Source organism: Stenotrophomonas sp. YJH_SMC_80, assembly GCF_059372495.1.
In genome coordinates this window covers 168313-193126 of record NZ_JCAFVP010000008.1, presented here as the reverse complement: position 1 = coordinate 193126, position 24814 = coordinate 168313, and the positions used below count along the sequence as shown (strand labels likewise).

The window sequence follows — 24814 nt, the reverse complement described above, 5'->3', positions numbered from 1 at the left end:
CGCATCAGCTTTCCTCGGTCACGCGCAGCACTTCCTCGATGGTGGTCTGGCCGCTGAGTGCTTTGGCCAGGCCATCCTCGTACATGGTGCGCATGCCGGCTTCACGGGCGATGCGTTCGATCTCGCCCATGCCATCGCGGCGCATCACCGCACGCCGCAGCGCGTCGTTCATCACCAGGAATTCCATGATGGTGGTGCGGCCCAGGTAACCAGTCGGCGCCAGTGCCGAAGGCTTCGGGCGGTACAGATGGATCGGCCCTTCCGGCTGCAGGCGGCGCAGCTCGAAACGCTCGATCTCCTCCGGCGAGGCTTCATAGCGCTCGGCGTGGGTCGGCTCCAGCCGACGCACCAGGCGCTGGGCCAGGATGCCGTTGATGGTGGACGTGAGTAGATAGTCCTCCACGCCCATGTCGAGCAGGCGGGTGATGCCGCCGGCCGCATTGTTGGTGTGCAGGGTGGACAGCACCAGGTGGCCGGTCAGCGCCGACTGGATCGCGATGCGCGCGGTTTCAAGGTCGCGCATTTCGCCGATCATGATGATGTCCGGGTCCTGGCGCACGATGCTGCGCAGTGCGTTGGCGAAGTCCAGGCCGATCTGCGGCTTGGCCTGGATCTGGTTGATGCCCTCGATCTGGTACTCGACCGGATCTTCCACCGTGATGATCTTGACGTCGGCGGTGTTGAGCTGGCTCAGCGCGGTGTACAGCGTGGTGGTCTTGCCCGAACCGGTCGGGCCTGTGACCAGCAGGATGCCGTGCGGTTGTTCCAGCACTTTGCGGAACTGCGGCAGGAACGCATCGGTAAAGCCGAGACGATGGAAATCGAACACCACCGTTTCGCGGTCGAGCAGGCGCATCACCACGCTCTCGCCGTGCGCGGTCGGCACCGTGCTCACGCGCAGGTCCAGCTCCTTGCCCTGCACGCGCAGCATGATGCGGCCATCCTGCGGCAGGCGGCGCTCGGCGATGTTGAGGCGGGCCATGATCTTGATGCGGCTGATCACCGCTGCGGTGAGGTTGGCCGGCGGGCTTTCGCCTTCCACCAGCACGCCGTCGACGCGGTAACGCACCTTCAGCCGGCTTTCGAACGGCTCGACGTGGATGTCCGAAGCGCGCAGTTCCACCGCACGCTGGATCACCAGGTTGACCAGGCGGATCACCGGCGCTTCCGAGGCCAGGTCGCGCAGGTGCTCGATATCGTCGACCGCGCCGCCCTCGCCGTCTGCGGTTTCAACAATCGCGCCCATCGCGCTGCGGCCCTGGCCGAACCAGCGCTCGACCAGATCATCGATCTCCGCACGCATGCCCAGCACCGGGGTCACCGGTACGCCAAGTGCCAGCTGCACAGCCTGCTGCGGATAGGGATCGTGGGCATCGGCCAGCCACAGCCGTACACCCTGTTCATCCAGCGCCAGCGGGCATACATGGAACTGTTTGAGGAAACGCAGGGACAGCGGCAGGCCCTCGGCCAGACCCTGGGGCGGTGAATCCGGCAGCTGCTTGCCATCCAGCAGCGGCAGGCCCAGCACCTCGGCGCTGGCCTGCGCCTGGTCACGTTCGGACACCAGCCCCAGCCGCACCAGCAGGCCAAGCAGGCTGCCGCCGGCCTCCGCGTGCAGCGGCCGTGCCCGTGCAAGATCGCTCTCCTTGAGGCGACCACGCGCCAACAACGCATCCAGGATGCGGCCTTCGGCGTCGTCGGCAGCGGTTGCAGCAAGGGCGTTCACGTGACTCTCCTGTCAATCGGCTCGACTTTAGCAGTTACGTCGTGATTTCCGTCGCCCCGCCGCCCGCTTTCGTAAAAAGACGAAGCCCGTCACATGCGGGTGACGGGCTTCGGCCATTCAACTACCGCACTGCGCGCTTACTGCGTGGCGAGAATGCTCACACCGCTGTAAGCCGCCTCGCCCACCACCTTGATGTAGTAGGTGCCGGCAGTCGGTGCCGTCACCCGCACCGTTTCCGAGGTGCCCGGACGGGTCGAGCGCGCATCGTTGTCGGTGGCACTCGGCTCGCGGCCCTTGGCCAGGTAGACCGAGACGTTGCCGGTGCCACCATAGGTGATGACGCTGAGCTGCTTGCCTGCCGCGGCTTCGAAGCTGTAAAGGACGCTGCTGCCGGCGGCACCACTCAACCCGCCGATGGCCACCTTGTTGGTCAGCGGCTTGGCCACCGGCCCGCAGTTCTCGGTGCACGGCTCTTCCAGGGCCTTGTCCAGCGCGGCCTTGGCATCGACGATGCCGGTACCGATCGGGGTGGCGGACGGAATGCTGACCGGGAACGGACGTGCCGTTTCCTTCAGCAGGGTACGCATGCCCGCCGGCGCGAGCGGGTCGCGGTTGGCGGCGATCAGCGCGCTCTGCACCAGCGCGGCGACGGCAGCCACATGCGGTGCCGCCATCGACGTGCCGGCCTTGCCGCCAAGGGTGTAACCCTCGGTGGAACCGGCTGCCGGCGGCGACGTCTTGCTGCTGGACACCGCCTGCCATACATAGCCGTTCGGATTGCCGTCGGTGACGCCACCGCCCGGGCCGGACAGATCGATGCGGGTACCGAAGTTGGAGTAGTAGGCCATGGCGCCGGTGATGCCGGTCGCGCCGACCGAGACCACGCCATCGCAGTTGGCCGGGCGGGCGTTGGCGACATTCATCGAGTCGTTGCCGGCTGCCACCACCACCAGGGTACCGCGGTTGGTGGCACCGGTGATGGCCGCCTGGTAGGCCGGATCGCAGCTGCCGGAGCCGCCCAGGCTCATGTTGATGATCTCGGCCGGATTCTGGTTGGCAGGGATGCCGGCCACGGTACCGCCCGAGGCCCAGGTGATGGCGTCGGTGATGTCCGACAGGGTGCCACCGCAGTAGCCGAGCACGCGCACCGGCAACACCTTGGCCTTGTAGGCCAGGCCGGCGGTATGCAGGCCGTTGTTGGTGGCCTCGGCGATGGTGCCGGTCACATGGGTACCGTGCCAGCTGCTGTCGCGTACCGGCGAACCGTCGTAGCAGGCATTGGCGGTGGGCATCCAGTCACCGTAGTCGAGTGCACCCGGCACGCGGCCATCGGCGGCACGACGCGAGCGGCTGGCCTGGCTGATGAAGTCGTAGCCCTCCAGCAGGGTGCCGGCGGCGAAATCCGGGTGCTCGGGCAGGATGCCGGTATCGAGCACGGCCACCACGATGCCCTCGCCCTGCGAGACGTCCCATGCGGCCGGTGCGTTCACGCCACCGACCGGGTTGTGGAAGTGCCAGTTGTGGCTCTGGTAGTACGGATCGTTGGGCACGAAGCTGGGCGACGCATCGGACTTCGCGACGGCATCCGCACGCGACGACGACGCGGCATCGATCGGATACATGATGGCGTCGGCCACCGCATATTCGACGGTCGGGTCAGCCTTCAGTTCGCCCAGCACCTTGTCCAGTTCGGCGCGCGCGATCCCTCCCTGCAGGCGGATCAGATCGGCACCGATGCCCAGCTTGCGGGCCACCTGCGGGCGCAGCGCGGCACTGCGCGCAGCCGCGTTGGTACCTGCCGGCACGGCGCGGGCGATGGCCGAGTTGACCACGGCCAGCTTGGCGTTCGCATCGGCAGCTGCGGCGCTGCCAGCGCGGTACTTCACGATGATGCCATCAACCTGCTGCGTCTTCGGGCCGGACAACGGCGCATTTGCTTTCAGGTCGGCGGCCTGTGCCAGGCCAACACCGGTCAGCGACAGCACGGCGGCTGCCAACACATTGATGCGAAGGTTCTGCTTCTTGATCACGTCGAATTCCTCTTCTGGGTCATGGATCGAACCAACACTGCGGCCATCATTCCTTGACGACTCCCGGCCGGCCCAGCCGGGATTGCCGTGACCTCCCCCCAGGCCCTCGTTGCAGGTGCTGCGCCGGCGTGGGTGGCCGCCGGCGCGATGGAGTGGCTTACCAGCCGAAGCCGGCACCGACGCCGACCGAGCTGTCGTCGCTGCTGAAGGCGCCGCCGAACGTCACCGTGGCGCGATCGCTGATCGCACGCTGGTAACCCAGCGACAGTGCCGATTCACCGCCCTGGAAGCCGATGCCGACGCCGACCCGGTTCTGGGTACGGATGCCGGCAGCACTGGTGGCCATGTTGAGCATCGCCGCGCTCATCGCGCCCTGGCGGTCGATGCGGCGATCCATGTGCCGCAGGCGCCCGTCGATCTCGCCCTTGAACACATCGAAGCTGTCGGCGACGGCCTGCACGCGGCTGTCGGTGTAGCTGTTGGCGGTGGCCATGCCACGATCGAGCTGGCCCTTGTTGACCGCATCGGTGGCGGTGGTACCGGCCGCAACGTTGGTGACCTGGCGTTCGTTGCCTTCGCTGCCCACCGAGACCGTGTTGGCACGATCAGCGACCGAGCCCTGGCCCAGCGCCACCGCGTTCGCAGCGGTTGCATTGGCACCCTGGCCGATGGCGGTGGACGAGGCGCCGCTGGCCACTGCGCCGTCGCCCATGGCAACCGCGTTGAGGCCCGATGCCGGGGTGCCCACCGGGATGCCCGCGCCCGCCGCCGCAGCGGTCGGCGTGCCCTGCACGCGTGCGCTGCTGGCCGGTGCTGCGTCGGCCGCCGCCGGTGCTTCGGCAACGCTGGCCAGTGCGCTTTCATCCAGGGAGGCACTCATTGCGCGCAGGCTGGCAGCACCTGCACGCGTGCCACCTGCAGTACGGCGATCAATCTCACTGACCTTGCGGTCCAGCGCACCCAATGCATCGCCGACGTTGCTGTAGGTGGCGCCCTGGATCACATAGTTCGGTGCCACGAATACGCCCTGCATGCCGACGCTGGCACCGCCGCCGAGGAAGCTGGCGGCATCGCTGAGCGACTGGAACAGCTGGCCGCCATTGATCGCCTGGCGGCTGCCGGCGGCGATGCTGCCGGCACCGACATTGTCGATGGTGGTGCCCTGGAAGCCGGACAGGGTCAGGCGGTCACGACTGGCGTCGTCGTAGCCGACCGCACTGGCCGCCGTGGTCTCCACCGTGGCGATGCGCGAATCAAAATCGCCCACGCGGGTTTCCACCGCGCCCACGCGCTGGTTGGTGACATTGAGCTGGGAACCGGTCACCGCGTCACTGCTGCCGGCAGCGATGCGGCCATCAGCCACGTTGACGATGCGGCGGGTGGCCGGGCCATCGGTGGGGTTGCCACTGCCCACCGACACAACATTGGCATCCAGCGCACGCGCTCCAGCACCGATTGCAACCGAGTTGACGCCGACCGCACCCGCACCGGCGCCAACGGCCAGTGCGCCGGAGGCAGACACCGTGGCATTGGCACCCAGCGCGATGCTGCGTGCGCCCGCCGCATTGGCCACCGAGCCCATCGCTACCGAATCGGTACCGATGGCGTTCGCGGTTCCCGTGCCATTGGCGCGGAAATATCGGTTGGTGGTGTTGGCGGTGAACGCAACGGCGTCCAGCTGCCCGCGATTCACTGCGTCATTGATTTCGGTACCGTTGGCGACATTGGTGACCTGCCGGTTGTTGACGGCATTGCCGACGGACACGGTATTGGCACGATCGGCCACCGAGCCTCCACCCAGTGCGACACTGCCGGCAGCCGAAGCGTTGGCACTGACACCCACCGCCGTGGCATTCAAACCGGTGGCCTTGCTGCCGTAACCGACCGCAGTACCCAGGCGGCCGCTGGCTTCGGCATAGCTGCCCAGCGCCGAAGCGCCATCGGCCGAGGCACTGGCGCGGAAACCATTGGCCTGCGACTGCGTGCCGGTAGCCGTGGCCTGCGCACCGTTGGCCGTGCTGTAGGGGCCCTTGGCCTGGGCCCCGGCGCCAGTGGCGCTGGCGCCGGTTTCACTGGCGCTGGCGCCGCTGCCCAGCGCAACGCTGTCGACTCCACTGGCCTGCGCAGCATTGCCCAGTGCGGCAGCGTTGTTGCCGGTGGCCAGTGCATCGAAGCCAACCGCCGTGGCGTTGGTGGCCATGGCGTTGGCGCCGCTGCCCAGCGCGGTCGCGCCGTTGCCGATCGCATTGGCCGCATTGCCGGCCGCCAGCGCATTTTCACCATCGACCAGTGCACCGGCCTCGCCATCGGCATTGCCGCTGGCCTGGAACTGCCGGCTGGTCTTGTCGGCGACACTGGCAACGGCGTCGAGCTGGCCCTTGTTCACCGCATCGGTGGCTTCGGTACCGGCTGCAACGTGGGTGACCTGGCGTTCGCTGCCGGCCTTGCCAACGGCCACCGTGTTGTCGCGGTCAGCCTTGGAACCGGCACCGAGCGCAACGCTGTTGCTGCCATTGGCGGTGGCATTGGCACCGAGCGCCGTGGCGTTGCTGCCTGCCGACCAGGCATTCCAGCCGATGGCGGTAGCGTAATCCTCGGTGGCCCATGCACCGGCACCGAATGCTGCCGCACCGGTGCCACTGGCGCGCGACGGAATCAGGCCGAAGAAGGTGCTGCCGCCGATCGCCACGCTTTCCGCACCGCTGGCTTCACTCGACTGACCCACCGCAACCGCGCCGGTGCCCGCCGCCGCGGCCCCGAAGCCCACCGCCGTGGTGTTGGCACCGCTGGCAGCCGAGCCGTAGCCGAGTGCGGTGCCAAGGCGACCGGTTGCTTCGGCATAGCCACCCACCGCTGTGGTGCCATCGGCGGAGGCCGCGCTGCGGAAGCCGCTGGCAAGGGACTGTGCGCCACTGGCGTTGGATTCGGTACCGTTGGCGGTGCTGTAGACACCGCTTGCCTGTGCACGCGCGCCCGCCGCGCTTGTCCCCACTTCGCTGGCGCTGGCACCGCTGCCCAGGGCCAGGCTGTCCTCGCCGGTGGCCTGTGCGGTGCTGCCCAGTGCCGCCGCGTTGGTGCCGGTCGCCAGCGCATCGATGCCGACGGCGGTGGCGTTGGCGGCCAGCGCATTGGCACCACTGCCGAGCGCAGTGGCACCGTTGCCGATCGCGTTGGCCGCATCACCGGCCGCCAGCGCATTGTCACCCTCCACCAGCGCGCCGGTTTCACCATCGGCATTGCCACTGGCCTGGAACTGCCTGCTGGTCTTCTCCGCAGCGGCGGCTACGGCATCGAGCTGGTTCTTGTTGACCGCATCGTTGCCCTGCGTGCCATCGGCCACGTTGGTGATCTGGCGGGTGTTGCCGCCGCCGCCCACCGATACGGTGTTGTCGCGGTCCGCAATCGAATCCGCACCGAGCGCCACGCTGTTGGCCGCGCGCGATTCCGCTGCATTGCCCAGCGCGGTGCTGTTGATGCCCCCCGACCAAGCGCCACCGCCCACCGCCGTGGAGTAGTTGCCCGAGGCTTCGGTAGCCAGCACGCCGAACAGCGAGCCGCCGACGGCGACGCTGTTGGTGCCGGTGGCCAGGCTGCCCTGGCCGGTGGCGGTGCTGTAGGCGCCGGACGCTTGCGAATCACCGCCCAGGGCCACGCTGTTGGAACCCGAGGCGTTGGCGAAGTTGCCGAAGGCGGTGGCATTGAAGGCCGAGGCCTGTGCGTAGCCGCCGATGGCGGTGCTGTAACCACCGGTGGCTTCGGCACCGATACCGAACGCTGCCGCAGCCGTGCCGCTGGCCACGCTCTCGCTGCCGACCGCGGTGGCACCACTGCCACTGGCGTTGCTGAAGTAGCCCACGGCTACGGCTTCTTCGCCGGAGGCTTCGGACAAGGCACCGCTGGCGGTGCTGCCTGCGCCGCTGGCGATGCTGGCCGCGCCGAACGCTGCACTCTGCTCACCGCTGGCTTCGCTTTCCGCACCCTGCGCGGTGGCGTATTCGCCGGTGGCCTGTGCATTGGCGCCTACGGCACTGGCATTGGCGGCGGTCGCCAGCGCGTTGAAGCCGATCGCCTGCGCGTTGCCGGCCAGCGCATTGGCACCGCTGCCAAGCGCGGTGGCACCATTGCCGATGGCGTTGGCTGCATCACCTGCGGCCACTGCGTTGTCGCCCTCCACCAGCGCACCCGCCACATCGTCGCCGTTGCCGCTGGCCTGGAAGAAGCGGCTGGTGGTTGCTGCGGTACTTGCCACCGCATCCAGCTGTGCCTTGTTCACCGCATCGGTGGCCTGGGTACCGGCGGCGACGTTGGTGACCTGACGCTCGTTGCCGCTGCTGCCCACCGACACCGTGCGTGCGCGGTTGGCGACCGAGCCCGCGCCGAGTGCGACGGCGTTGCTGGCACTGGCATTGCTGCCCGCACCCAGCGCGATCGCACTTTCGCCGCCGGCCACCGTGTTGGTGCCGATGGCGATGCTGTTGATGCTGTTGCCCAGTGCCTGGAAGCCCAGCGCCACGCTGTTGTCGCCGTAGCCGAAGGCACCACGGCCGACTGCGGTGGCGCTGGTTCCGTTGGCCCAGCTGTTGTAACCGATCGACGTGGCGCCAGCGCCGCTGGCCCACGCCGCGTTGCCGAACGCCGAGGCATTGGTGGCGGTCGCCCACGCACCGGAACCAAAGGCGCTGGCGCCGCTGGCGGTGGCCCAGCTGTAGCCGCCCACCGCGGTACTGTCATCGCTGCTGGCAAACGCACTGTCACCCACCGCCACCGCATACGCGCCGGTGGCGCGCGACTTGCCGCCGGCGGCGAAGCTGTTGTCACCACTGGCCTTGGCCGCATTGCCGAAGGCGCTGCTGGCTGCACCGCTGGCCTGCGCAGCGCTGCCGACCGCCGTGGCATCGGCCACGGCCGTGGTCCCCACCTGCTGCGCCTTGCCATCTGCACCGATGATGGGTTGGTTGAACTCGTCGTAGGCCTGGCCCAGGCCACCGATGGCGACACCGCCATTGCCGGTGGCCGTGCTGTTGCGGCCCACCGCCACGCTGTCATCGCCGATGGCCGACGCGGCCGCGCCATGTGCAACCGCGCCGGCACCGATCGCATTGCTCGACGAACCGGCCGCGATGGCACCCTCGCCTTCCGCCAGCGCACCGGCATCACTGCCAGCTTCAGGCTGGGCCTGGAAGAAGCGCGCGGTGCTGTCGGCGGTGCTGGCCACCGCATCCAGCTGCGCCTTGTTCACCGCATCGGTGGCTTCACTGCCGGCTGCAACGCTGGTGATCTGCCGCTCGTTGCCGGCACTGCCGACGGCCACGCTGTTGGCACGCACCGCTTCGGAGTTCGCGCCCAGCGCGACGCTGTTGGCGCCGCGTGCCGTAGCGTAGTAGCCCACTGCGGTGCTCTGCGCACCACTGGCCCAGGTCTGCGCGCCAAGCGCGCTGGCGTTCTCGCCCGGCGCATAGGCGAAGTAGCCCACCGCAGTGGCTTCGGCGCCGGAGGCTTCGCTGAGGCTGCCGTTGGCCACGGCACGGTCGCCGCTGGCGATGGCGCCGGCACCCACCGCGGTCGCGGCTTCACCACTGGCCTGTGTCTGTACGAAGAAGCCCAGGCCGGGAATCAGGTCGGCCGGGCCACCAATGGCGACGCTGCTGGTGCCCGTGGCATTGCTCTGCGTACCCAATGCCGTGGAGTAATCACCGATGGCATTGGAGACCGCACCGAACGCCGACGCCTGCGCGCCGGACGCATAGGCCCCCACGCCATAGGACGACGCGGCAAAACCGCTGGCATCGGCACTGGCGCCGACGGCCGTGCCACCCACACCGGCACTGGTGGCGCCGGTGACCACCGGCACGCCACCACTGGTGATCAGCGGGTTGCCGTTGGCATCCACCGCAGCGCCACCGACGGCCACGCTGCCCGGTCCGTTGGCCTGCGCGTTGTTGCCGAATGCTGCGCTGTTCTGGCCCGAGGCAAGCGCGTTGTTGCCCACCGCCGTCGCGTTCTGCGCAACGGCAGTGGCACCGGCACCGACCGCCGTGGTGCCAGGGCCGATGGCATTGGCGGCCTCGCCTGCGGCCAGCGCGTCGTCACCTTCAGCCAGCGCACCGGCATCGCTGTTGCTGCTGCCGGTGGCCTGGAAGCGCTTGGCGGTGGCATCGGCCACTGCGGCAACATCCTTCAACTGGCCAACGTTGACCGCATCGGTATCTTCGGTGCCGGCGGCAACGCTGGTGATCTGGCGGGTCAGGCCATATCCGGCGGCACCGACGGACACGGTATCGACACGATCAGCCAGCGAACCGGCGCCCAACGCCACGCTGCCGGTAGCGACCGCGGCCGAATTGGAGCCCAGCGCGGTGCTGTATTCACCGACGGCCGTGCTGAACGCACCGACTGCAATCGAGGCTTCGTTGGCAGCCGTGGCGCCGCGGCCCAATGCGGTACTGCCGGGGCCCATCGCTACGGCACCGCCACCGACGGCGGTCGCGCCATCGGCGGTGGCTTCGGACAGTGCACCCAGTGCCGTTGCTGCACCGTTCTCGCTGGCGGCGTACGCGCTGGCACCGACGGCGGTATCGCCAAGGCCGAAGGCTGCTGCGCTTTGCCCGACCACCACGCTGGCATCGCCGATCGCCAGCGCGCCCTGGCCGAATGCGCTGGCGCCGATGCCTGCAGCAATGGCCTGGGTACCGATGGCAGTGGTGGCGTTGGCCAGCGACTGCGCACCGGCACCGGCGGCCAGTGCGCCCTCGCCCTCGATCTTCGCCGCGTCGCTGTCATCGCCTGCGCCGTCGGCCTTGAAGTACCGGTTGCCATCGGCGGCCACGTCGGCCAGCGCGGCCTGCGTGGCGCGCGCCTGCGCGTCCAGCTGCGCCTTGTTCACTGCGTCGGTCGCCTGCGTGCCTGCGGCGACATTGGTGACCTGCCGTTCCTTGCCTGCATCGCCGACGGAGACGGTGTTGGCACGCGTGGCTTTGGAGCCGGCGCCCAGCGCCACGCTGTTGGCCGCACTGGCACTGCTGTTGCTGCCGATCGCCACCGCATTGCTGCCCTTGGCCGTGGCCGAGCCTTCGATCAGGCACTTTTCGAGCAGCTTGCCGCTGAACGCCACGCAGGTGGCGCTACCGCCGATCTGCACCGACTGTGCGGTGGCAGAGCCACTCATGCCCAATCCCAATACCAGGCCCAGTGCCACCGCCAGCAGTGCGGGCGTGGCCTGTGTCGCATCGCGGCGCTGGTCGACGACCCCACCGCTGCTGCTGTCGGAGGAAGCCAGTTCCGAGGCCACCACCAACTGACCCAATGCTTTGTTCCAGACCTTGCGATAAATCCGATTCATCGGTACGGCTCCTGATTGGACTGGTTTTGGGCAAAGCAACGCCACCGCTGGGCTTTCCGGCCCAACGTCCCCTGGGGGCGTTTATTCGCGTGATTTACTGCGGGGTATTGCCGAACGGCGCGCAGCGACAGAAAACCGAGCGCGTGCGCCAACCGGTTACTGCGAAATGAATGATTCTGAAACGGGGTTCAAGTGTTAACGGCAACTTTGCAGATCGTCAAGACTTTGACACGACAAATCCTATTGCCGTGAAGCAGTTCACTCTTTTCCCTGTTTATGAAAGGATTTTGTTAGCGGCGCGTGACGCAACCCTGTCGCCTGAAAATCCATGTAACTCGCGGGTGCATCAGGATTTTCACACGCGCAAAGAAAAAACCCGCCGATCAACGGCGGGTTTTTCCATACGCAACGGCATTGAAGCCTGCGCGGTGTGGTGCGATCAGCCGCACCACACCCGCGCGTTGCGGAACATGCGCATCCACGGCGAATCACCCTGCCACTCCGCCGGGGCCCAGCTCATGTTGAGCGCGCGCGGGGTGCGTTCCGGGTGCGGCATCATGATGGTCACGCGGCCGTCGCTGCTGGTCAGGCCGGTGATGCCGTCCGGCGAACCGTTCGGATTCAGCGGGTACTGGCTGGCGACGTTGCCGTGGCCATCGATGTAGCGCAGCGAAACACGGGCCGCGGCCTGGTCGACCGCGTTGTCGAACACCGCCTGGCCTTCGCCATGCGCCACTGCCACCTGCAGGCGCGAACCGGCCATGCCACGCAGCAGGATCGACGGAGATTCCACCACTTCCAGCAGCGCGGTACGGGCTTCGAACTGCTCGCTGGCATTGCGGCGGAACTGCGGCCAGTGTTCGGCACCGGGAATGATGTCCTTCAGCTGGCTCATCATCTGGCAGCCGTTGCACACGCCCAGGGCGAAGCTGTCCTCGCGCGCGAAGAACGCGGCGAAGGCATCACGCAGCGCGCTGCGCTCCAGGATCGAGGTGGCCCAGCCACGACCAGCGCCAAGCACGTCGCCGTAACTGAAGCCGCCGCAGGCGACCAGGCCGGTGAAGTCCTGCAGGGCGACGCGGCCTTCGATCAGGTCGCTCATGTGCACATCGAAGGGCCGGAAGCCGGCACGTTCGAAGATGTTCGCCATTTCGATCTGGCCGTTGACGCCCTGCTCGCGCAGCACGGCCACGCGCGGACGCGCACCGGTGCTGATGAACGGGGCGGCCATGTCTTCATTGATGTCGAAGCTGAGCTTGGGCTTCAGGCCCGGTGCGTTGAAGGCACGGGCGATCTCACGCTCGGCGTCGGCGTTGGCCGGGTTGTCGCGGCGCTTCTGCATCGCGTGGGTGACCGACCACCATGCGTCGAACAGCGACTCCCAGCGCCATTCAGCCAGGTTCTCGCCAGCCAGCGACACGCGCACCACCGGTGCGGTGGTCGGCTTGGCGATGCGCTGCGCGCACTCGGTCAGTGCATGGCGCTCGACCAGATCGGCGAACGCTGCGCGGTCTTCGCGTGCGATCTGCACCACCGCGCCCAGCTCTTCGTTGAACAGGCTGCGGAATGGATCGTCGCCCCAGGCATCGAGGGTGATGTCCAGCCCCAGGCGCGACGTGAAGGCCATTTCGCACAGCGCGGCGAAGGCACCGCCGTCGCTGCGGTCGTGGTAGGCCAGCAGCAGGCCGGCCTGGCGCGCATCGCGGATCAGCTCGAAGAAGCCACGCAGGCGCTGCGGGTCGTCCAGATCCGGGGCAGCGCCGGCGAACGCCGGCAGGTCACCGTGGTCGGCATGCACCTGGGCCAGGATGGAACCACCCAGGCGCTGTTTGCCGGCGCCAAGGCCGATCAGCCACAGCTCGCTTTCCACGTCGCGGTCGAGCAGCGGGGTCAGCTGCTGGCGCACATCGGCGACCGGTGCGAACGCAGAGATCACCAGCGACACCGGCGACACGCTCTTGTGCGCTTGGCCCTGGTCGTGCCACTGCGCCTGCATCGACAGCGAGTCCTTGCCCACCGGAATGCTGATGTCCAACTGCGGGCACAGTTCCATGCCCACGGCCTTCACCGCGTCGTACAGCAGCGCGTCTTCGCCCGGGTGGCCGGCCGCGGCCATCCAGTTCGCCGACAGTTTGATCTCATCCAGCGCATCGACCGGGGCCGCGCACAGGTTGGTCAACGCTTCGCCCACGGCCATGCGTGCCGAAGCCGCCGCATCGAGCAGGGCCAGCGGGGTGCGCTCGCCGATCGACATCGCCTCGCCGGCCACGCCGTCGAAGTCGGCCACGGTGATGGCCACATCGGCCACCGGCAGCTGCCACGGGCCAACCATTTGTTCGCGTGCGGTCAGGCCACCGACGCTGCGGTCACCGATGGTGACCAGGAAGTTCTTCGAGGCCACCGTCGGGTGCGCAAGCACGCGCAGGCCCGCTTCCTGCAGGTCCAGGCCCGCGGTCTTCAGCGCCGGCCAGCGCGGTGCCGGCGGGTGTGCGGTATCGCGGTGCATCTTCGGCGGCTTGCCGAACAGCACGTCCATCGGCAGGTCGATCGGCGCATCGGCCGGGGTGTGGCCCGGCACGGCGCCATAGGCCACCACCAGGTGTTCCTCGGCGGTGGCCACGCCGACCGCAGCGAACGGGCAGCGCTCGCGGGCGCACAGCGCGGCGAACTCGGCCAGGCGCTCCTGGGCGACGCCGAGCACGTAGCGTTCCTGCGATTCGTTGCACCACAGCTGCATCGGCGACAGCGACGGATCATCGGTGGGCACCTTGCCCAGATCGATCACGCCACCGACCTTGGAGTCGTGCAGCAACTCGGGGATGGCATTGGACAGGCCACCGGCACCGACGTCGTGGAAGAACTTGATCGGGTTGTTGCTGCCCATCGCCACGCAGCGGTCGATGACTTCCTGGCAGCGGCGCTCCATTTCCGGGTTGTCGCGCTGCACGCTGGCGAAATCCAGGTCCTCGGCGCTTTCGCCGGAGGCCACCGAACTGGCGGCACCGCCACCCAGGCCGATCAGCATCGCCGGGCCACCGAGCACGATGACCGCATCACCCGCCTGCAGCTGGATCTTGTCGACCTGGGTACGGTCGATGGCGCCGAGGCCGCCGGCCAGCATGATCGGCTTGTCGTAGGCGCGCACCAAGTCGGCGCCTTCAGGCAGCTCGAAGCTGCGGAAGTAGCCGAGCAGGTTCGGGCGGCCGAACTCGTTGTTGAACGCGGCGCCGCCGAGCGGACCATCGGTCATGATTTCCAGCGCGGGCGCCATGCGCGGGTTCAGCGCGCGCGGCGCTTCCCACGGCTGCGGCAGCTCGGGAATGCGCAGGTGCGAGACCGAGAAACCGGTCAGGCCGGCCTTCGGCTTGCCGCCGCGGCCGGTCGCGCCTTCGTCGCGGATTTCACCACCGGCGCCGGTCGAGGCGCCCGGGAACGGTGCGATGGCGGTCGGGTGGTTGTGGGTCTCCACCTTGATCTGGAACGCGCTGGGCACCTGCGGTTCACGACGGTACTCGCCGCTGGCCGGATCCGGGCGGTAGCGAGACGCCGGATGGCCTTCGATCACCGCGGCGTTGTCGCTGTACGCGCTGAGCGTGTGCTGCGGGGTCTGCTGGTGGGTGTTCTTGATCATCCGGAACAGCGAGCGGTCCTGCTCCTGGCCGTCGATGGTCCAGCTGGCGTTGAAGATCTTGTGGCGGCAGTGCTCGGAATTGGCCTGCGCGAACATCATCAGTTCGACGTCCGACGGCGAGCGGCCCAGCGCGGTGAAGCGTTCGCGCAGGTAATCGATCTCGTCCTGGGCCATGGCCAGGCCGAGGCGCTCGTTGGCAGCCTCCAGCTGGTCCACCGGCACGCGTTCCAGTTCGCCGCGGGCGGGCGCCGAGAACAGCGCCTGGCCCTGCTGCACGGTCTGCAGCACTGACTGCGTCATCGGGTCGTGCAGCGCCTTGACCAGGGCCTGTTGCACGTCGGCATCGGCCGGCCAGCCCTGCACGTCGATGCGCAGGCCCCGCTCGACCCGGCTCACCGGCTGGCCGGCACCGCGCACCAGTTCGGTGGCCTTGCTCGACCACGGCGACAGCGTACCCAGGCGCGGCACCACGATGCGGCTGACCGCGCCGTCGACCACGGCTTCTGCCTGCGGCGCAGCTTCGAGGATGCGGCACAGGGTGGCGAGGTCGGGAGCGGCGCTGCCTTCGGGCTGCACGAAGTAGACGTGCCAGGCACCGCTGATGCGCAGGGAGGGAGCGATGGACTGCAGGCGGGATTCAAGACGTTCGCGGCGGAACGGCGACAGGGCGGGCGCGCCCTCGAGGACCATCATGTCCGGGGAACCGTAGTTGGGAAACGGGCCCGACATTGTACCGGAAGCGGGGGAAGGGCTTTGGCCGGGCGGCGCCCGGCACCCGCCGAGGCCAGGGCAACAGCAACAGCAACAGCAACGGCCAAAGCAAAAGCGGGGTTCCCGTGGGATGGCGGGGGGGGTCCGGTGGCGGGGGACGCCGTAAACCCGTCCTTGGGGGCTTGGCCGCGGCATCCATGCCGCGGACACCCCCGCCACCGGACCCACCCCGCCTCCGACAGATTTCCGCGATCTACGGTAGATCCACGCCATGCGTGGATGCCCCCCGGTAGTGCCGGCCGCTGACCGGCAACCAGGGAACATCAGAAATCAGGCATTGGAGAGCGCAGCGACCGGCTTCTGCTTTTGATTTTTTGTTCTGCCTTTCGTGGCTGGCCGCGCAGGAACCTGTCCGTGGCCGGGCGGGTGGGCTGCGCAGGGGCGTGAGCCGCATGGATGCGGCGACCGAGCTTACATGGACGTACTTGCAGCGTCCCCTGCGCAGCCCACCCGCCCGGCCAACCCCCAGAAATCCGCTGTAAGCGACCCACCCCAGCCACGAGGGGGCTCCGCCGATGGCCGCCGACCGCGCGCAGCGCCGCTCTCCATCCGAATCCCGGAACCATGCGCTTGCTCACGGATTGACCACGCGATTGATGACAACGTTGTCCCAACCTGGTGCCGGACTCTCTCCCCGGCCTCCCAGGTACCTCCGTCCGGCCCCACCCGTCGCCTTCCCGGGCGACGCCCGGACCTGCGTCACGCGCGGCGCCATCGGGGCCCGCGCGCCCTTTGATCGGAGACTTACCCATGTACGACCCGATTGTGCGCAGTGCCGAACGTGCGACCCGAAGCTGTCGTCCCCGCCGCCTGGCCTGGCTGCTCGCCGTGGCCGCCGGTGCCGCTGCCCTGCCCGGCCTGGCGCAGGCCGCCAGCTGTGCCGGCGTGGCCCAGTGGGACCAGGCCAAGATCTACCGGGCCGGCGATACCCTGCAGAAAGGAGGCGTCCTCTATCGGGCGAACCAGGACATCTGGAACGCGCCGCCAGACCATCCGGCCGGTGCGCCCTACTACACCAACCTCGGTGCCTGCGATGGCAGCGGCGCCAACCAGCCGCCGGTGGTCAGCCTGACCTCGCCGGCCAACGGCGCCACCTTCAGCGCCGGCAGCACGGTCAACGTGACCGCCACCGCCAGTGATCCGGACGGCAGCGTCGCCAAGGTCGAGTTCTTCCGCGATGGCAGCACGCTGGGCGTGGCCACCAGTGCGCCGTATGCGGCCAGCTGGACCAATGCCAGCGCCGGCAGCCACACCCTGCGCGCGGTAGCCACCGACAACAACAACGCCACCAGCAGCACCGCGACCATCACCATCACCGTCAACGCCGCCGGTGGCGATACCACCGCACCGAGCGTGCCGGGCGGACTGGCGGTCGGCACGCGTACCGCCAACAGCATCGCGCTCAGCTGGAGCCCGTCCACCGACAACACCGGTGGCAGCGGCGTGGCCGGCTATGACGTGTACCGCAACGGCAGCCTGGTCGGTTCACCATCCAGTGCCAGCTACGTCGATGGCGGCCTGACTGCATCGACCACCTACCGCTACCGTGTGCGTGCCCGCGACAACGCCGGCAACGCGTCCGCCCAGGGCACCGAGATCAGCGCCACCACGCTGGCCGGCGACGGCGGCACTACCGGCAAGCGGGTCATCGGCTACTTCACCCAGTGGGGCATCTACGGCCGCAACTACCGGGTCAAGAACATCGACAGCAGCGGTTCGGCCGCGCGCCTGACCCACATCAACTACGCGTTCGGCAACGTGCGCAACAACCGCTGCGAAGTGGGCGTCACCCAGCCGTCGGATCCGAACAGCGGTGCCGGTGGTGATGCCTTCGCCGACTACACCAAGGCCTTCAGTGCCGCCGAGAGTGTCAGCGGCAGCGCCGATACCTGGGACCAGCCGCTGCGCGGCAACTGGAACCAGCTCAAGCAGCTCAAGGCCAAGTACCCCGGCATGAAGGTGCTGATCTCGCTGGGTGGCTGGACCTGGTCGCGCGGCTTCTCCAGCGCGGCGCGCCCGGAAAACCGCCAGGCCTTCGTCGCCTCGTGCATCGATGCCTACATCAAGGGCAACCTGCCGGTAACCGACGGTGCCGGTGGTGCCGGTGCCGCGCTGGGCGTGTTCGACGGCATCGACATCGACTGGGAATACCCGGTGGCGTGCGGCATCGAATGCGGCAAGCCGGAAGACAACGCCAACTTCACCGCGCTGATGGCCGAGTTCCGCCGCCAGCTCGATGCAGTGCGTCCGGGCCTGCTGCTGACGGTGGCGGTGGGTGCCGGCATCGACAAGATCCGCGTCACCGACCCGGCCGCGTACCACCCGTACCTGGACTACATCAACGTGATGACCTACGACTTCCACGGCGCGTGGGATGCGAAGACCAATCACCAGTCGGCGCTGTTTGATTCGCCGAGTGATCCGTCCACCGGCGACCAGAAGCTGTACAACAGCAACGACGCCATCGAGGCCCTCATCAGCCGTGGCGTGCCTGCCGCCAAGCTCAACCTGGGCATCGGCTACTACGGGCGTGGCTGGACCGGTGTGGCCAACGCCAACAACGGCCTGTACCAGACCGCGACCGGCGCTGCCCCGGGTACCTACGAGGCCGGCATCGAAGACTGGAAGGTGCTGAAGAACCTGGCGTGGCCGGGCTACACCGACAACACCGCAGGTGCCACCTGGATCTACAACGGCAGCACGCTGTGGAGCTTCGACACCCCGGCCAACATCACCCGCAAGATGGGTTACGTGAAGACCCAGGGCCTGGGCGGCGCGTTCGTCTGGGAGTTCAGTGGTGACGATGCACAGGGCACGCTGACCAAGGCGGTCAGTGATGGCCTGAAGTAAGAAAAAAGCCGGGGATGCGACACGCATCCCCGGCTCTACAGGAAAAGGTCGGCGACGATCAGCGCTTGGCCGACAGTTTTTCCAGCGCCGCGCGCAGCTGCGCCGGCGGCAGGTAGCCCCCCAGCTGGGTGCCGTCCGGCGCGAAGATCGCCGGCGTGCCGTTCACGCCCAGCTGCTGGCCCAGTGCGTACTGCATCGCCACCGGGTTGGTGCAGTTCTTTGCCGGCACGTTGCCACCGCGCTTGGCGTTGGTCAGTGCCTGGCGGCGATCGGCCGCACACCAGACCGAGATCATGTCGGTGTAGTCCTTGCTGCCGAGGCCCATGCGCGGGAATGCCAGATACTCGACGGAGATACCGTTGCGGTTGAGCTCGGCGATGTCCTGGTGCAGCTTGCGGCAATAGCCGCACTCGATGTCGGTGAACACGCTGATGGTGTACTTGGCATTCGGCGCAGCAAACACGATGCGGTCGCCGTGGTTGGCCTTGGCCAGCAGATCGCGACGATAGCCGAGCAGGCCTTCGCTGTTGGCCGGGCCCTTGGCACGGGTGTCGTAAGGCTGCGACTGGAACAGGTAGCGACCGTCGTCGGACACGTACAGCAGCTGGCCGGAAACGACCACCTCGCGGAAGCCGGGGAACGGCGCGGCACCGATGTAGTCCACCTTGAAACCGGGGTTCAGGGCAGTCAACGCGGCGCGCACGGCCTGGTCGGCAGGCGCGTTGGCGGCCGGGCCGGGCTTGGCAGCGGCGGCAGGCGCCTTGGCGGCTGGCGGGGCCGGCTGGGCGCAGGCAGTCAGGCTGAGCGCACCGAACACGGCGGCGATGGCAAATCGGAGCATGGAGCAGTCCGCGACAGAAGAAGACCCCGGATTCTGACACAGCCACCGGCACCGGGCCGCGACGCCGCGCACCGCCCGGGGCCGGGGTTCAGGACACGGCTCAGCCGCGCGGATGATGCCGGGCGTGCAGTTTCTGCAGGTGCTCGCGCGCCACCAGGGTGTAGATCTGGGTGGTCGACAACGAGCTGTGGCCAAGCAGCATCTGCAGCGCGCGCAGGTCGGCACCGCGGTTGAGCAGATGGGTGGCGAAGCTGTGGCGCAGGCCGTGCGGGCTGATCCGCGCCGGGTCGATGCCGGCCACCTGCGCGTGGCGTTTGACCAGGTGCCAGAACGCCTGCCGGGTCAGCGCATGCAGCGTCGGCTCGACAAACAATGGGGTCTGCCCATCGGCCAGCGCCTGCACCTTGCCCTTGCCGACCAGCAGCGGGCGCGATGCCTGTAGATAGCGCTCCAGCCAGTGCTGCGATTCCTCACCCAGCGGCACCAGCCGTTCCTTGCTGCCCTTGCCGGTGACCCTCAGCACGCCCTGGCGCAGGTTGACCGCGGTGGCCGGCAGCAGCACCAGCTCGCTCACGCGTAGGCCGGCGGCGTACATCAACTCCAGCATGGCGCGGTCGCGCAGGCCCAGCGGGCTGTCGATATCCGGCGCTGCCAACAGCGCGTCGATCTGGCTTTCGGCCAGCGCCTTGGGCAGCAATCGTGGCAGCTTGGGCGGATCCAGCAGCGCGCTGGGGTCCTCGCCGCGCTCGCCACGGCGCACGCCATCGGCGAAGAACGCCCGCAGCGCCGACAGCAACCGCGCATTGCTGCGCGGCGACCAGCCATGACGGGTGCGCCAGGCCAGGTAGTCGAACAACCCCGGGCGCTCGATGCCGGCCAGGCCACCATCGCGCCCATCCATCCAGCGCGCCAGCCCTTCCAGGTCGCGCCGGTAGCTGTCGAGGGTGGCGCGGGCCAGACCGTTCTCGGCCCAGATCGCATCGAGGAAGCGCTGGATGCGCATGCTGTCGTCGGCGCGCAGTTCGGGCAGTTGCTGGACCAGCTGGCGGCGTTCGGCGGGGGTGGAAACAAGGGCCATGCGTGCAGGATACGAGGGCCACTGCGGATGCGGCCAGCATTGCGTATGCTCGGCGCATGTCCCGCCCCGCCATTGATACGGCCCCTGCGGCCACTACCGAGCTGCCCCGCCCGCGTGCATTGCTGCTGTGGCGCGTGCTGGCGATGGTCTACGACGCGCTGCCGGTGCTGGCGCTGTGGATGTTGGCCGGCACCCTGTTCACCCTTGCCTACACCTTCAGCGGCCACGCCCAGCGCGAGAACATCGCACCGTTCAGCGCCTGGCAGTGGCTGCTGTGGGCGGTGTGCTGGCTGGTCACCGGGTGGTATGCCACGGCCAGCTGGCGCCGCGGCGGGCAGACGCTGGGCATGCGGCCGTGGCGCTTGAAGCTGGAATCAAGTGATGGCGCGCCCCTGCGACGCACGCAGCTTTGGCTGCGCTTCGTGGTGGGCACGCTGTCGCTGCTGCTGGGCGGCCTGGGATTCTGGTGGGCATGGGCTGACCGCCAGCGGCTGACCTGGCACGACCGCGCCAGCGGCACCCGCCTGCTGCGCATGCCGAAGCGGTAACGCATCACCTTTCAATCCGATCCTGCGCGGCGCTTGTGCAGAGTCGAGCCGATGCTCGGTTGGCGGGCGGTGCGCGCAAAGCAGCCGAGCGTGGGCTATGCCTGCCGTCCTGGCCGGCACCTTTCAGGCCGTCGCCAGCGACGTTGGCAGCGGCTCCTGCCGCTACCTTCGGCTCTACAACAACGAGGATCAGCCCGACTTGCGCCGGAACAGCAATCCCGATATCGCCAGCATCACGATCGGCGGCAACGCATAGGCAATGCGGTAATCGAACTTCAACGCGCCGGCCATGCGGCCGAAGAACAGTTGCAGCAGCCAGAAGCCCAGCGCGAACAGGATGCCGAGGAACAGGCGCTTGCCCATGCCACCACTGCGCAGCGAGCCGAACGCGAACGGCACCGCCGCCAGGCACAGCGCCAGCACGTTCACCGGGTAGAACCAGCGGCTCCAGTACACATCCTCGTAGTCGCGCGCGTCCAGACCGTTGCGCTCGCGGTATTCGATGCTGGTACGCAGCTCGGCCACACTGAGGTTGCGCGGCTTGGCGATGCCGGTGGCCAGCGCGCCGGCGTCCAGCTTGGAGTTCCATGGCTCGCGCGCCACTTCCTCGCGCGTGGCCGAACGTTCACCGAAGGTATCGCGGCGCACGCCGGTCAGCACCCAGCCGTCACGGTCATGCTCGGCCGTGTCCGCATGGGTCAGCGAGACGATCCGACCATCCTCGGCGATGCGATACAGGCGCACGTCACGCAGGATCAGCCGCGTGCCCTTGTCGCCCACCAGCTGCTCTTCGCCACCGGCGGCGCTGAGGAAGGTATCGCCCTCGCGCGCCCACAAACCGGAATAGCGGGTGGTGGAGATGTCCCGCCCCCATTTGGCACTGGACTTCAGCGCATCGGCACGGTCCTGGCCCCAGGGGCCTAGCGTCTCGGCGCTGAGCACCATCACTGCGGTAAGCAACGACAGGGCGATGGCCACCGATACGCTCAGGCGCTTGCGCGACAGGCCCAGCGCACGCAGCGCGGTCAGCTCGGAGGTCGCGGCCAGCTGGCCCAGGCCCATCAGCGCACCGATCACCGCAGCCGTGGGGAACATGGTGTAGGCACGGCGTGGCACCGTATACAGCACCCAGGCGGCCGCATGCCCCAGGGTGTAGCCGTTCTTGCCGATGTCCTTGAACTCGCCGGAAAACGCCATCACCACGTCCAGGCCCACCAGTACGGCCCAGGTCAGCAGCACCGTGGTGAACACCGACTGGCCGAGATACAGGTCGAAACGCATCGGGCGCAGTCTCATGCGCGGGCTCCCTTCGGGCGGCCCAGGCGGCCATCACGTGCATACATCCAGATCGCCAGCGCCAGCAGCGGCAGGGTCAGCCACCACAGGCCAAGCGCAGGCGGAATCTTGCCGTTGGCGATCCAGCCACTGCCGATGAACATCAGGTTGGTGCCGACCATGTAGGCCATCAGCGCCAGCATCATCCGCCCGTAGCGCTGCTGGCGCGGCGAGCTGCGGCCCAGCGGCACGGTCAGCAGCGCAAACGCCAGTGCGATCAACGGCGGGGCAAGGCGGCGATGCAGCTGTGCCTGCGCCTCGGGCCGGTCATCGCCGAACAGCTGCGTGGTCGGCATCAGTTCCGGATCATCGCCGGTACGGGTCTGCGCACCGTCGGGCAGGGCCACATCGTTGCGGGCGAAGGTGGCCAGGCGGTAATCCAGCCCCCCGGCCACCGGTCCTTCCACCTGGTGGCCATCATCCAGCTCCAGGAAGCGCTGGCGGGCGCCTTCGAAGAACATGCGCCCCCCTGCGGCGGACACCACTTCCAGGCGATCGTCCTTCTGCCGCTGCAGGAAGACCCGGCCCAGCTGGGTACCATCGGGCGAGATCGAGGACAGGTAAACCACGCCACCATTGGGCAGCTGGGTGAAGCGGCCCGGCTCCAGGCCCGCCATCAGCACGCTTCGATTGGCCTCGATGATCATCTGCTCGGCCACCCGGCCGGCCCACGGGCCCAGCCACAAGGAGCAGGCGCCGACCAGCGCCACTACCGGCACCACCAGCATCAGCAGCGGCCGCAGCAGGCGTTTGGGGCCCACGCCAATGGCAGTGATGACGGCCATTTCCGAGTCGCGGTAGAGACGGGCCACCGCCAGCAGCAGGCCCAGCATCAACGCCAGCGGCAGGATCAGTGGCAGGTAGGCGATGAACTGCAGGCCCAGCTGGGAGAACAGCAGCTTGGCCGGCAGGCGCCCGTCGGCGATGTTGCCGAGGATGTCCACCAGCACGCCGCCCACGCTGACCACCAGCAGGACGATCAGGGTAGCCAGGAAACTCTGGACGAAATCGCCCAGCAGGTATCGGTCGAGCTTCAGCATGGGGCGGTGGTTTAAACTCTGGGGTTCGTTCGCGGTGCCGCCCAGTCTACTGTCTGGGCGTAAACGGCCTGCGATTGTACGGACTCGCCAATGGAATCTGCTCAATGGCCCTCGAATTCACCCTGAACCACGTTGCTCCGGCCGCCGCCGCCGTTGATTGCCTGGTGGTCGGCGCGTATGCCGACCATACCCTGCCCCCCGCCGCACAGGCCCTGGACGCCGCCAGCGGCGGCCGCCTGGCCTCGCTGGCCCAGCGCGGCGACCTGTCCGGCAAGACCGGCGCCACCACCCTGCTGCACGACCTGCCGGGCGTGTCCGCCCCGCGCGTGCTGGTGGTCGGTCTCGGTGACGCCGCCCGCTTCGGTGTGCCGCAGTACCTGAAGGCCGTTGGCGACGCGGTGCGCGCGCTGAAGGCGGGCGCTACCCGCAGCGCACTGTTCACCCTGTCCGAAGTGGCCATCAAGGACCGCGACGCGGCCTGGGCGATCCGCCAGGCGGTGATCGCCGCCGATCACGCTGCCTACCGCTACACCGCCACTCTGGGCAAGAAGAAGGCCGACGACGCCGGCCTGGCCCAGCTGGCCATCGCCGGTGACGACGCCCAGGCCCTGGCCCAGGGCCAGGCCATCGCCGCCGGTGTCGAGTTCGCCCGCGAGCTGGGCAACCTGCCGCCGAACTACTGCACCCCGGCCTACCTGGCCGAGGTGGGCGTGAAGTTCGCCGGTGAGCATGACGGTGCCGAGGCCGAGATTCTCGATGAGCACCAGATGGAAGCGCTGGGCATGGGTTCGCTGCTGGCCGTGGCCCGTGGTTCGGCCAACCGCCCGCGCCTGGTGGTGCTGAAGTGGACCGGCGGCGGCGACGCCAAGCCGTACGTGCTGGTCGGCAAGGGCATCACCTTCGATACCGGTGGCGTCAACCTGAAGACCCAGGGCGGCATCGAAGAGATGAAGTACGACATGTGCGGTGGCGCCAACGTCATCGGCACCTTCGTCGCCGCGGTCAAGGCCAAGCTGCCGCTGAACCTGGTGGTGGTGGTGCCGGCGGTGGAAAACGCCATCGACGGCAACGCCTACCGCCCGTCCGACGTGATCACCTCGATGTCGGGCAAGACCATCGAAGTGGGCAACACCGACGCCGAAGGCCGCCTGATCCTGTGCGATGCGCTGACCTATGCGCAGCGCTTCGAACCGGCCGCGCTGGTCGACGTCGCCACCCTGACCGGTGCCTGCATGGTCGCCCTGGGCCACCAGACCGCCGGCCTGATGAGCAAGCACGACGACCTGGCCAATGAACTGCTGGCCGCCGGCGAGCATGTGTTCGACCGCGCCTGGCGCCTGCCGTTGTGGGACGAGTACCAGCCGATGCTGGATTCGACCTTCGCCGACGTCTACAACATCGGCGGCCGCTGGGCCGGCGCGATCACCGCGGGCTGCTTCCTGTCGCGCTTCACCGAAGGCCAGCGCTGGGCCCATCTGGACATCGCCGGCGTGGCCAGCGATGAAGGCAAGCGTGGCATGGCCACCGGCCGCCCGGTCGGCCTGCTGAGCCAGTGGCTGCTGGACCAGGCCGCCCGCGCCTGATGCCGTACCCGACCCTGGCCGGCCCCCGCTGGCCAGGGCCTC

General features: G+C 68.4%; 11 protein-coding genes. 3 read left to right on the top strand and 8 right to left on the bottom strand.

Going from position 1 to position 24814, the window contains the following annotated elements; all coding sequences use genetic code 11:
- Window positions 1-4 precede the first annotated feature (4 nt).
- The 4 genes from gspE to purL form a co-directional block, all read right to left on the bottom strand.
- Window positions 5-1726, bottom strand: coding sequence for a type II secretion system ATPase GspE (gene gspE / locus AC5P99_RS14600; RefSeq protein ID WP_005408024.1), 1722 nt, complete (start codon window positions 1724-1726; stop codon window positions 5-7).
- Between the two features lie 137 nt (window positions 1727-1863).
- Window positions 1864-3756: a S8 family serine peptidase gene (locus tag AC5P99_RS14595; RefSeq protein WP_169448107.1), complete on the bottom strand. Its 1893-nt coding sequence runs from the start codon at window positions 3754-3756 to the stop codon at window positions 1864-1866.
- A 157-nt stretch (window positions 3757-3913) separates the two neighbouring features.
- Entirely contained in the window at window positions 3914-11095 is a 7182-nt protein-coding gene (locus AC5P99_RS14590; RefSeq protein WP_285311649.1) for an ESPR-type extended signal peptide-containing protein, read from the bottom strand.
- A gap of 439 nt (window positions 11096-11534) precedes the next feature.
- Entirely contained in the window at window positions 11535-15419 is a 3885-nt protein-coding gene (gene purL, locus AC5P99_RS14585) for a phosphoribosylformylglycinamidine synthase (RefSeq protein ID WP_495213268.1), read from the bottom strand.
- Between the two features lie 828 nt (window positions 15420-16247).
- On the opposite strand from purL, the gene AC5P99_RS14580 reads away from it, so the two are divergent.
- Window positions 16248-18347 carry a glycosyl hydrolase family 18 protein gene (locus AC5P99_RS14580; protein ID WP_495213267.1) on the top strand — a complete coding sequence of 700 codons (2100 nt, stop codon included), beginning with the start codon at window positions 16248-16250 and terminating at the stop codon, window positions 18345-18347.
- A gap of 58 nt (window positions 18348-18405) precedes the next feature.
- Here AC5P99_RS14580 and AC5P99_RS14575 read toward each other — a convergent pair whose 3' ends face one another.
- Window positions 18406-19188, bottom strand: a complete 783-nt coding sequence (locus tag AC5P99_RS14575; protein WP_005408019.1) for a DsbC family protein — start codon at window positions 19186-19188, stop codon at window positions 18406-18408.
- Between the two features lie 100 nt (window positions 19189-19288).
- Window positions 19289-20266: a site-specific tyrosine recombinase XerD gene (gene xerD / locus AC5P99_RS14570; protein ID WP_024958537.1), complete on the bottom strand. Its 978-nt coding sequence runs from the start codon at window positions 20264-20266 to the stop codon at window positions 19289-19291.
- Between the two features lie 56 nt (window positions 20267-20322).
- Between xerD and AC5P99_RS14565 the strand changes: the two genes are divergently transcribed.
- Entirely contained in the window at window positions 20323-20814 is a 492-nt protein-coding gene (locus AC5P99_RS14565; protein WP_033834373.1) for an RDD family protein, read from the top strand.
- A 189-nt stretch (window positions 20815-21003) separates the two neighbouring features.
- On the opposite strand, the gene lptG is transcribed toward AC5P99_RS14565, so the two are convergent.
- Entirely contained in the window at window positions 21004-22110 is a 1107-nt protein-coding gene (gene lptG / locus AC5P99_RS14560) for an LPS export ABC transporter permease LptG (protein WP_329753918.1), read from the bottom strand.
- Window positions 22107-23189, bottom strand: a complete 1083-nt coding sequence (gene lptF, locus AC5P99_RS14555) for an LPS export ABC transporter permease LptF (RefSeq protein ID WP_005408014.1) — start codon at window positions 23187-23189, stop codon at window positions 22107-22109. The genes lptG and lptF overlap by 4 nt, the downstream gene beginning before the upstream one ends.
- Before the next feature lie 104 nt (window positions 23190-23293).
- Here lptF and AC5P99_RS14550 point away from each other — a divergent pair, with 104 nt between their 5' ends.
- Window positions 23294-24772 (top strand): leucyl aminopeptidase, encoded by a 1479-nt coding sequence (locus tag AC5P99_RS14550; RefSeq protein WP_049450010.1) that lies wholly within the window; start codon window positions 23294-23296, stop codon window positions 24770-24772.
- The last annotated feature ends 42 nt before the right edge of the window (window positions 24773-24814 follow it).

Coding starts and splice junctions, on each gene's coding strand:
- AC5P99_RS14590 (WP_285311649.1), bottom strand. CDS start 11,095: ATGAATCGGATTTATCGCAAGGTCTGGAACAAAGCATTGGGTCAGTTG.
- AC5P99_RS14550 (WP_049450010.1), top strand. CDS start 23,294: ATGGCCCTCGAATTCACCCTGAACCACGTTGCTCCGGCCGCCGCCGCC.
- AC5P99_RS14575 (WP_005408019.1), bottom strand. CDS start 19,188: ATGCTCCGATTTGCCATCGCCGCCGTGTTCGGTGCGCTCAGCCTGACT.
- AC5P99_RS14565 (WP_033834373.1), top strand. CDS start 20,323: ATGTCCCGCCCCGCCATTGATACGGCCCCTGCGGCCACTACCGAGCTG.
- lptF (WP_005408014.1), bottom strand. CDS start 23,189: ATGCTGAAGCTCGACCGATACCTGCTGGGCGATTTCGTCCAGAGTTTC.
- lptG (WP_329753918.1), bottom strand. CDS start 22,110: ATGAGACTGCGCCCGATGCGTTTCGACCTGTATCTCGGCCAGTCGGTG.
- AC5P99_RS14580 (WP_495213267.1), top strand. CDS start 16,248: ATGTACGACCCGATTGTGCGCAGTGCCGAACGTGCGACCCGAAGCTGT.
- purL (WP_495213268.1), bottom strand. CDS start 15,419: ATGATGGTCCTCGAGGGCGCGCCCGCCCTGTCGCCGTTCCGCCGCGAA.
- xerD (WP_024958537.1), bottom strand. CDS start 20,266: ATGGCCCTTGTTTCCACCCCCGCCGAACGCCGCCAGCTGGTCCAGCAA.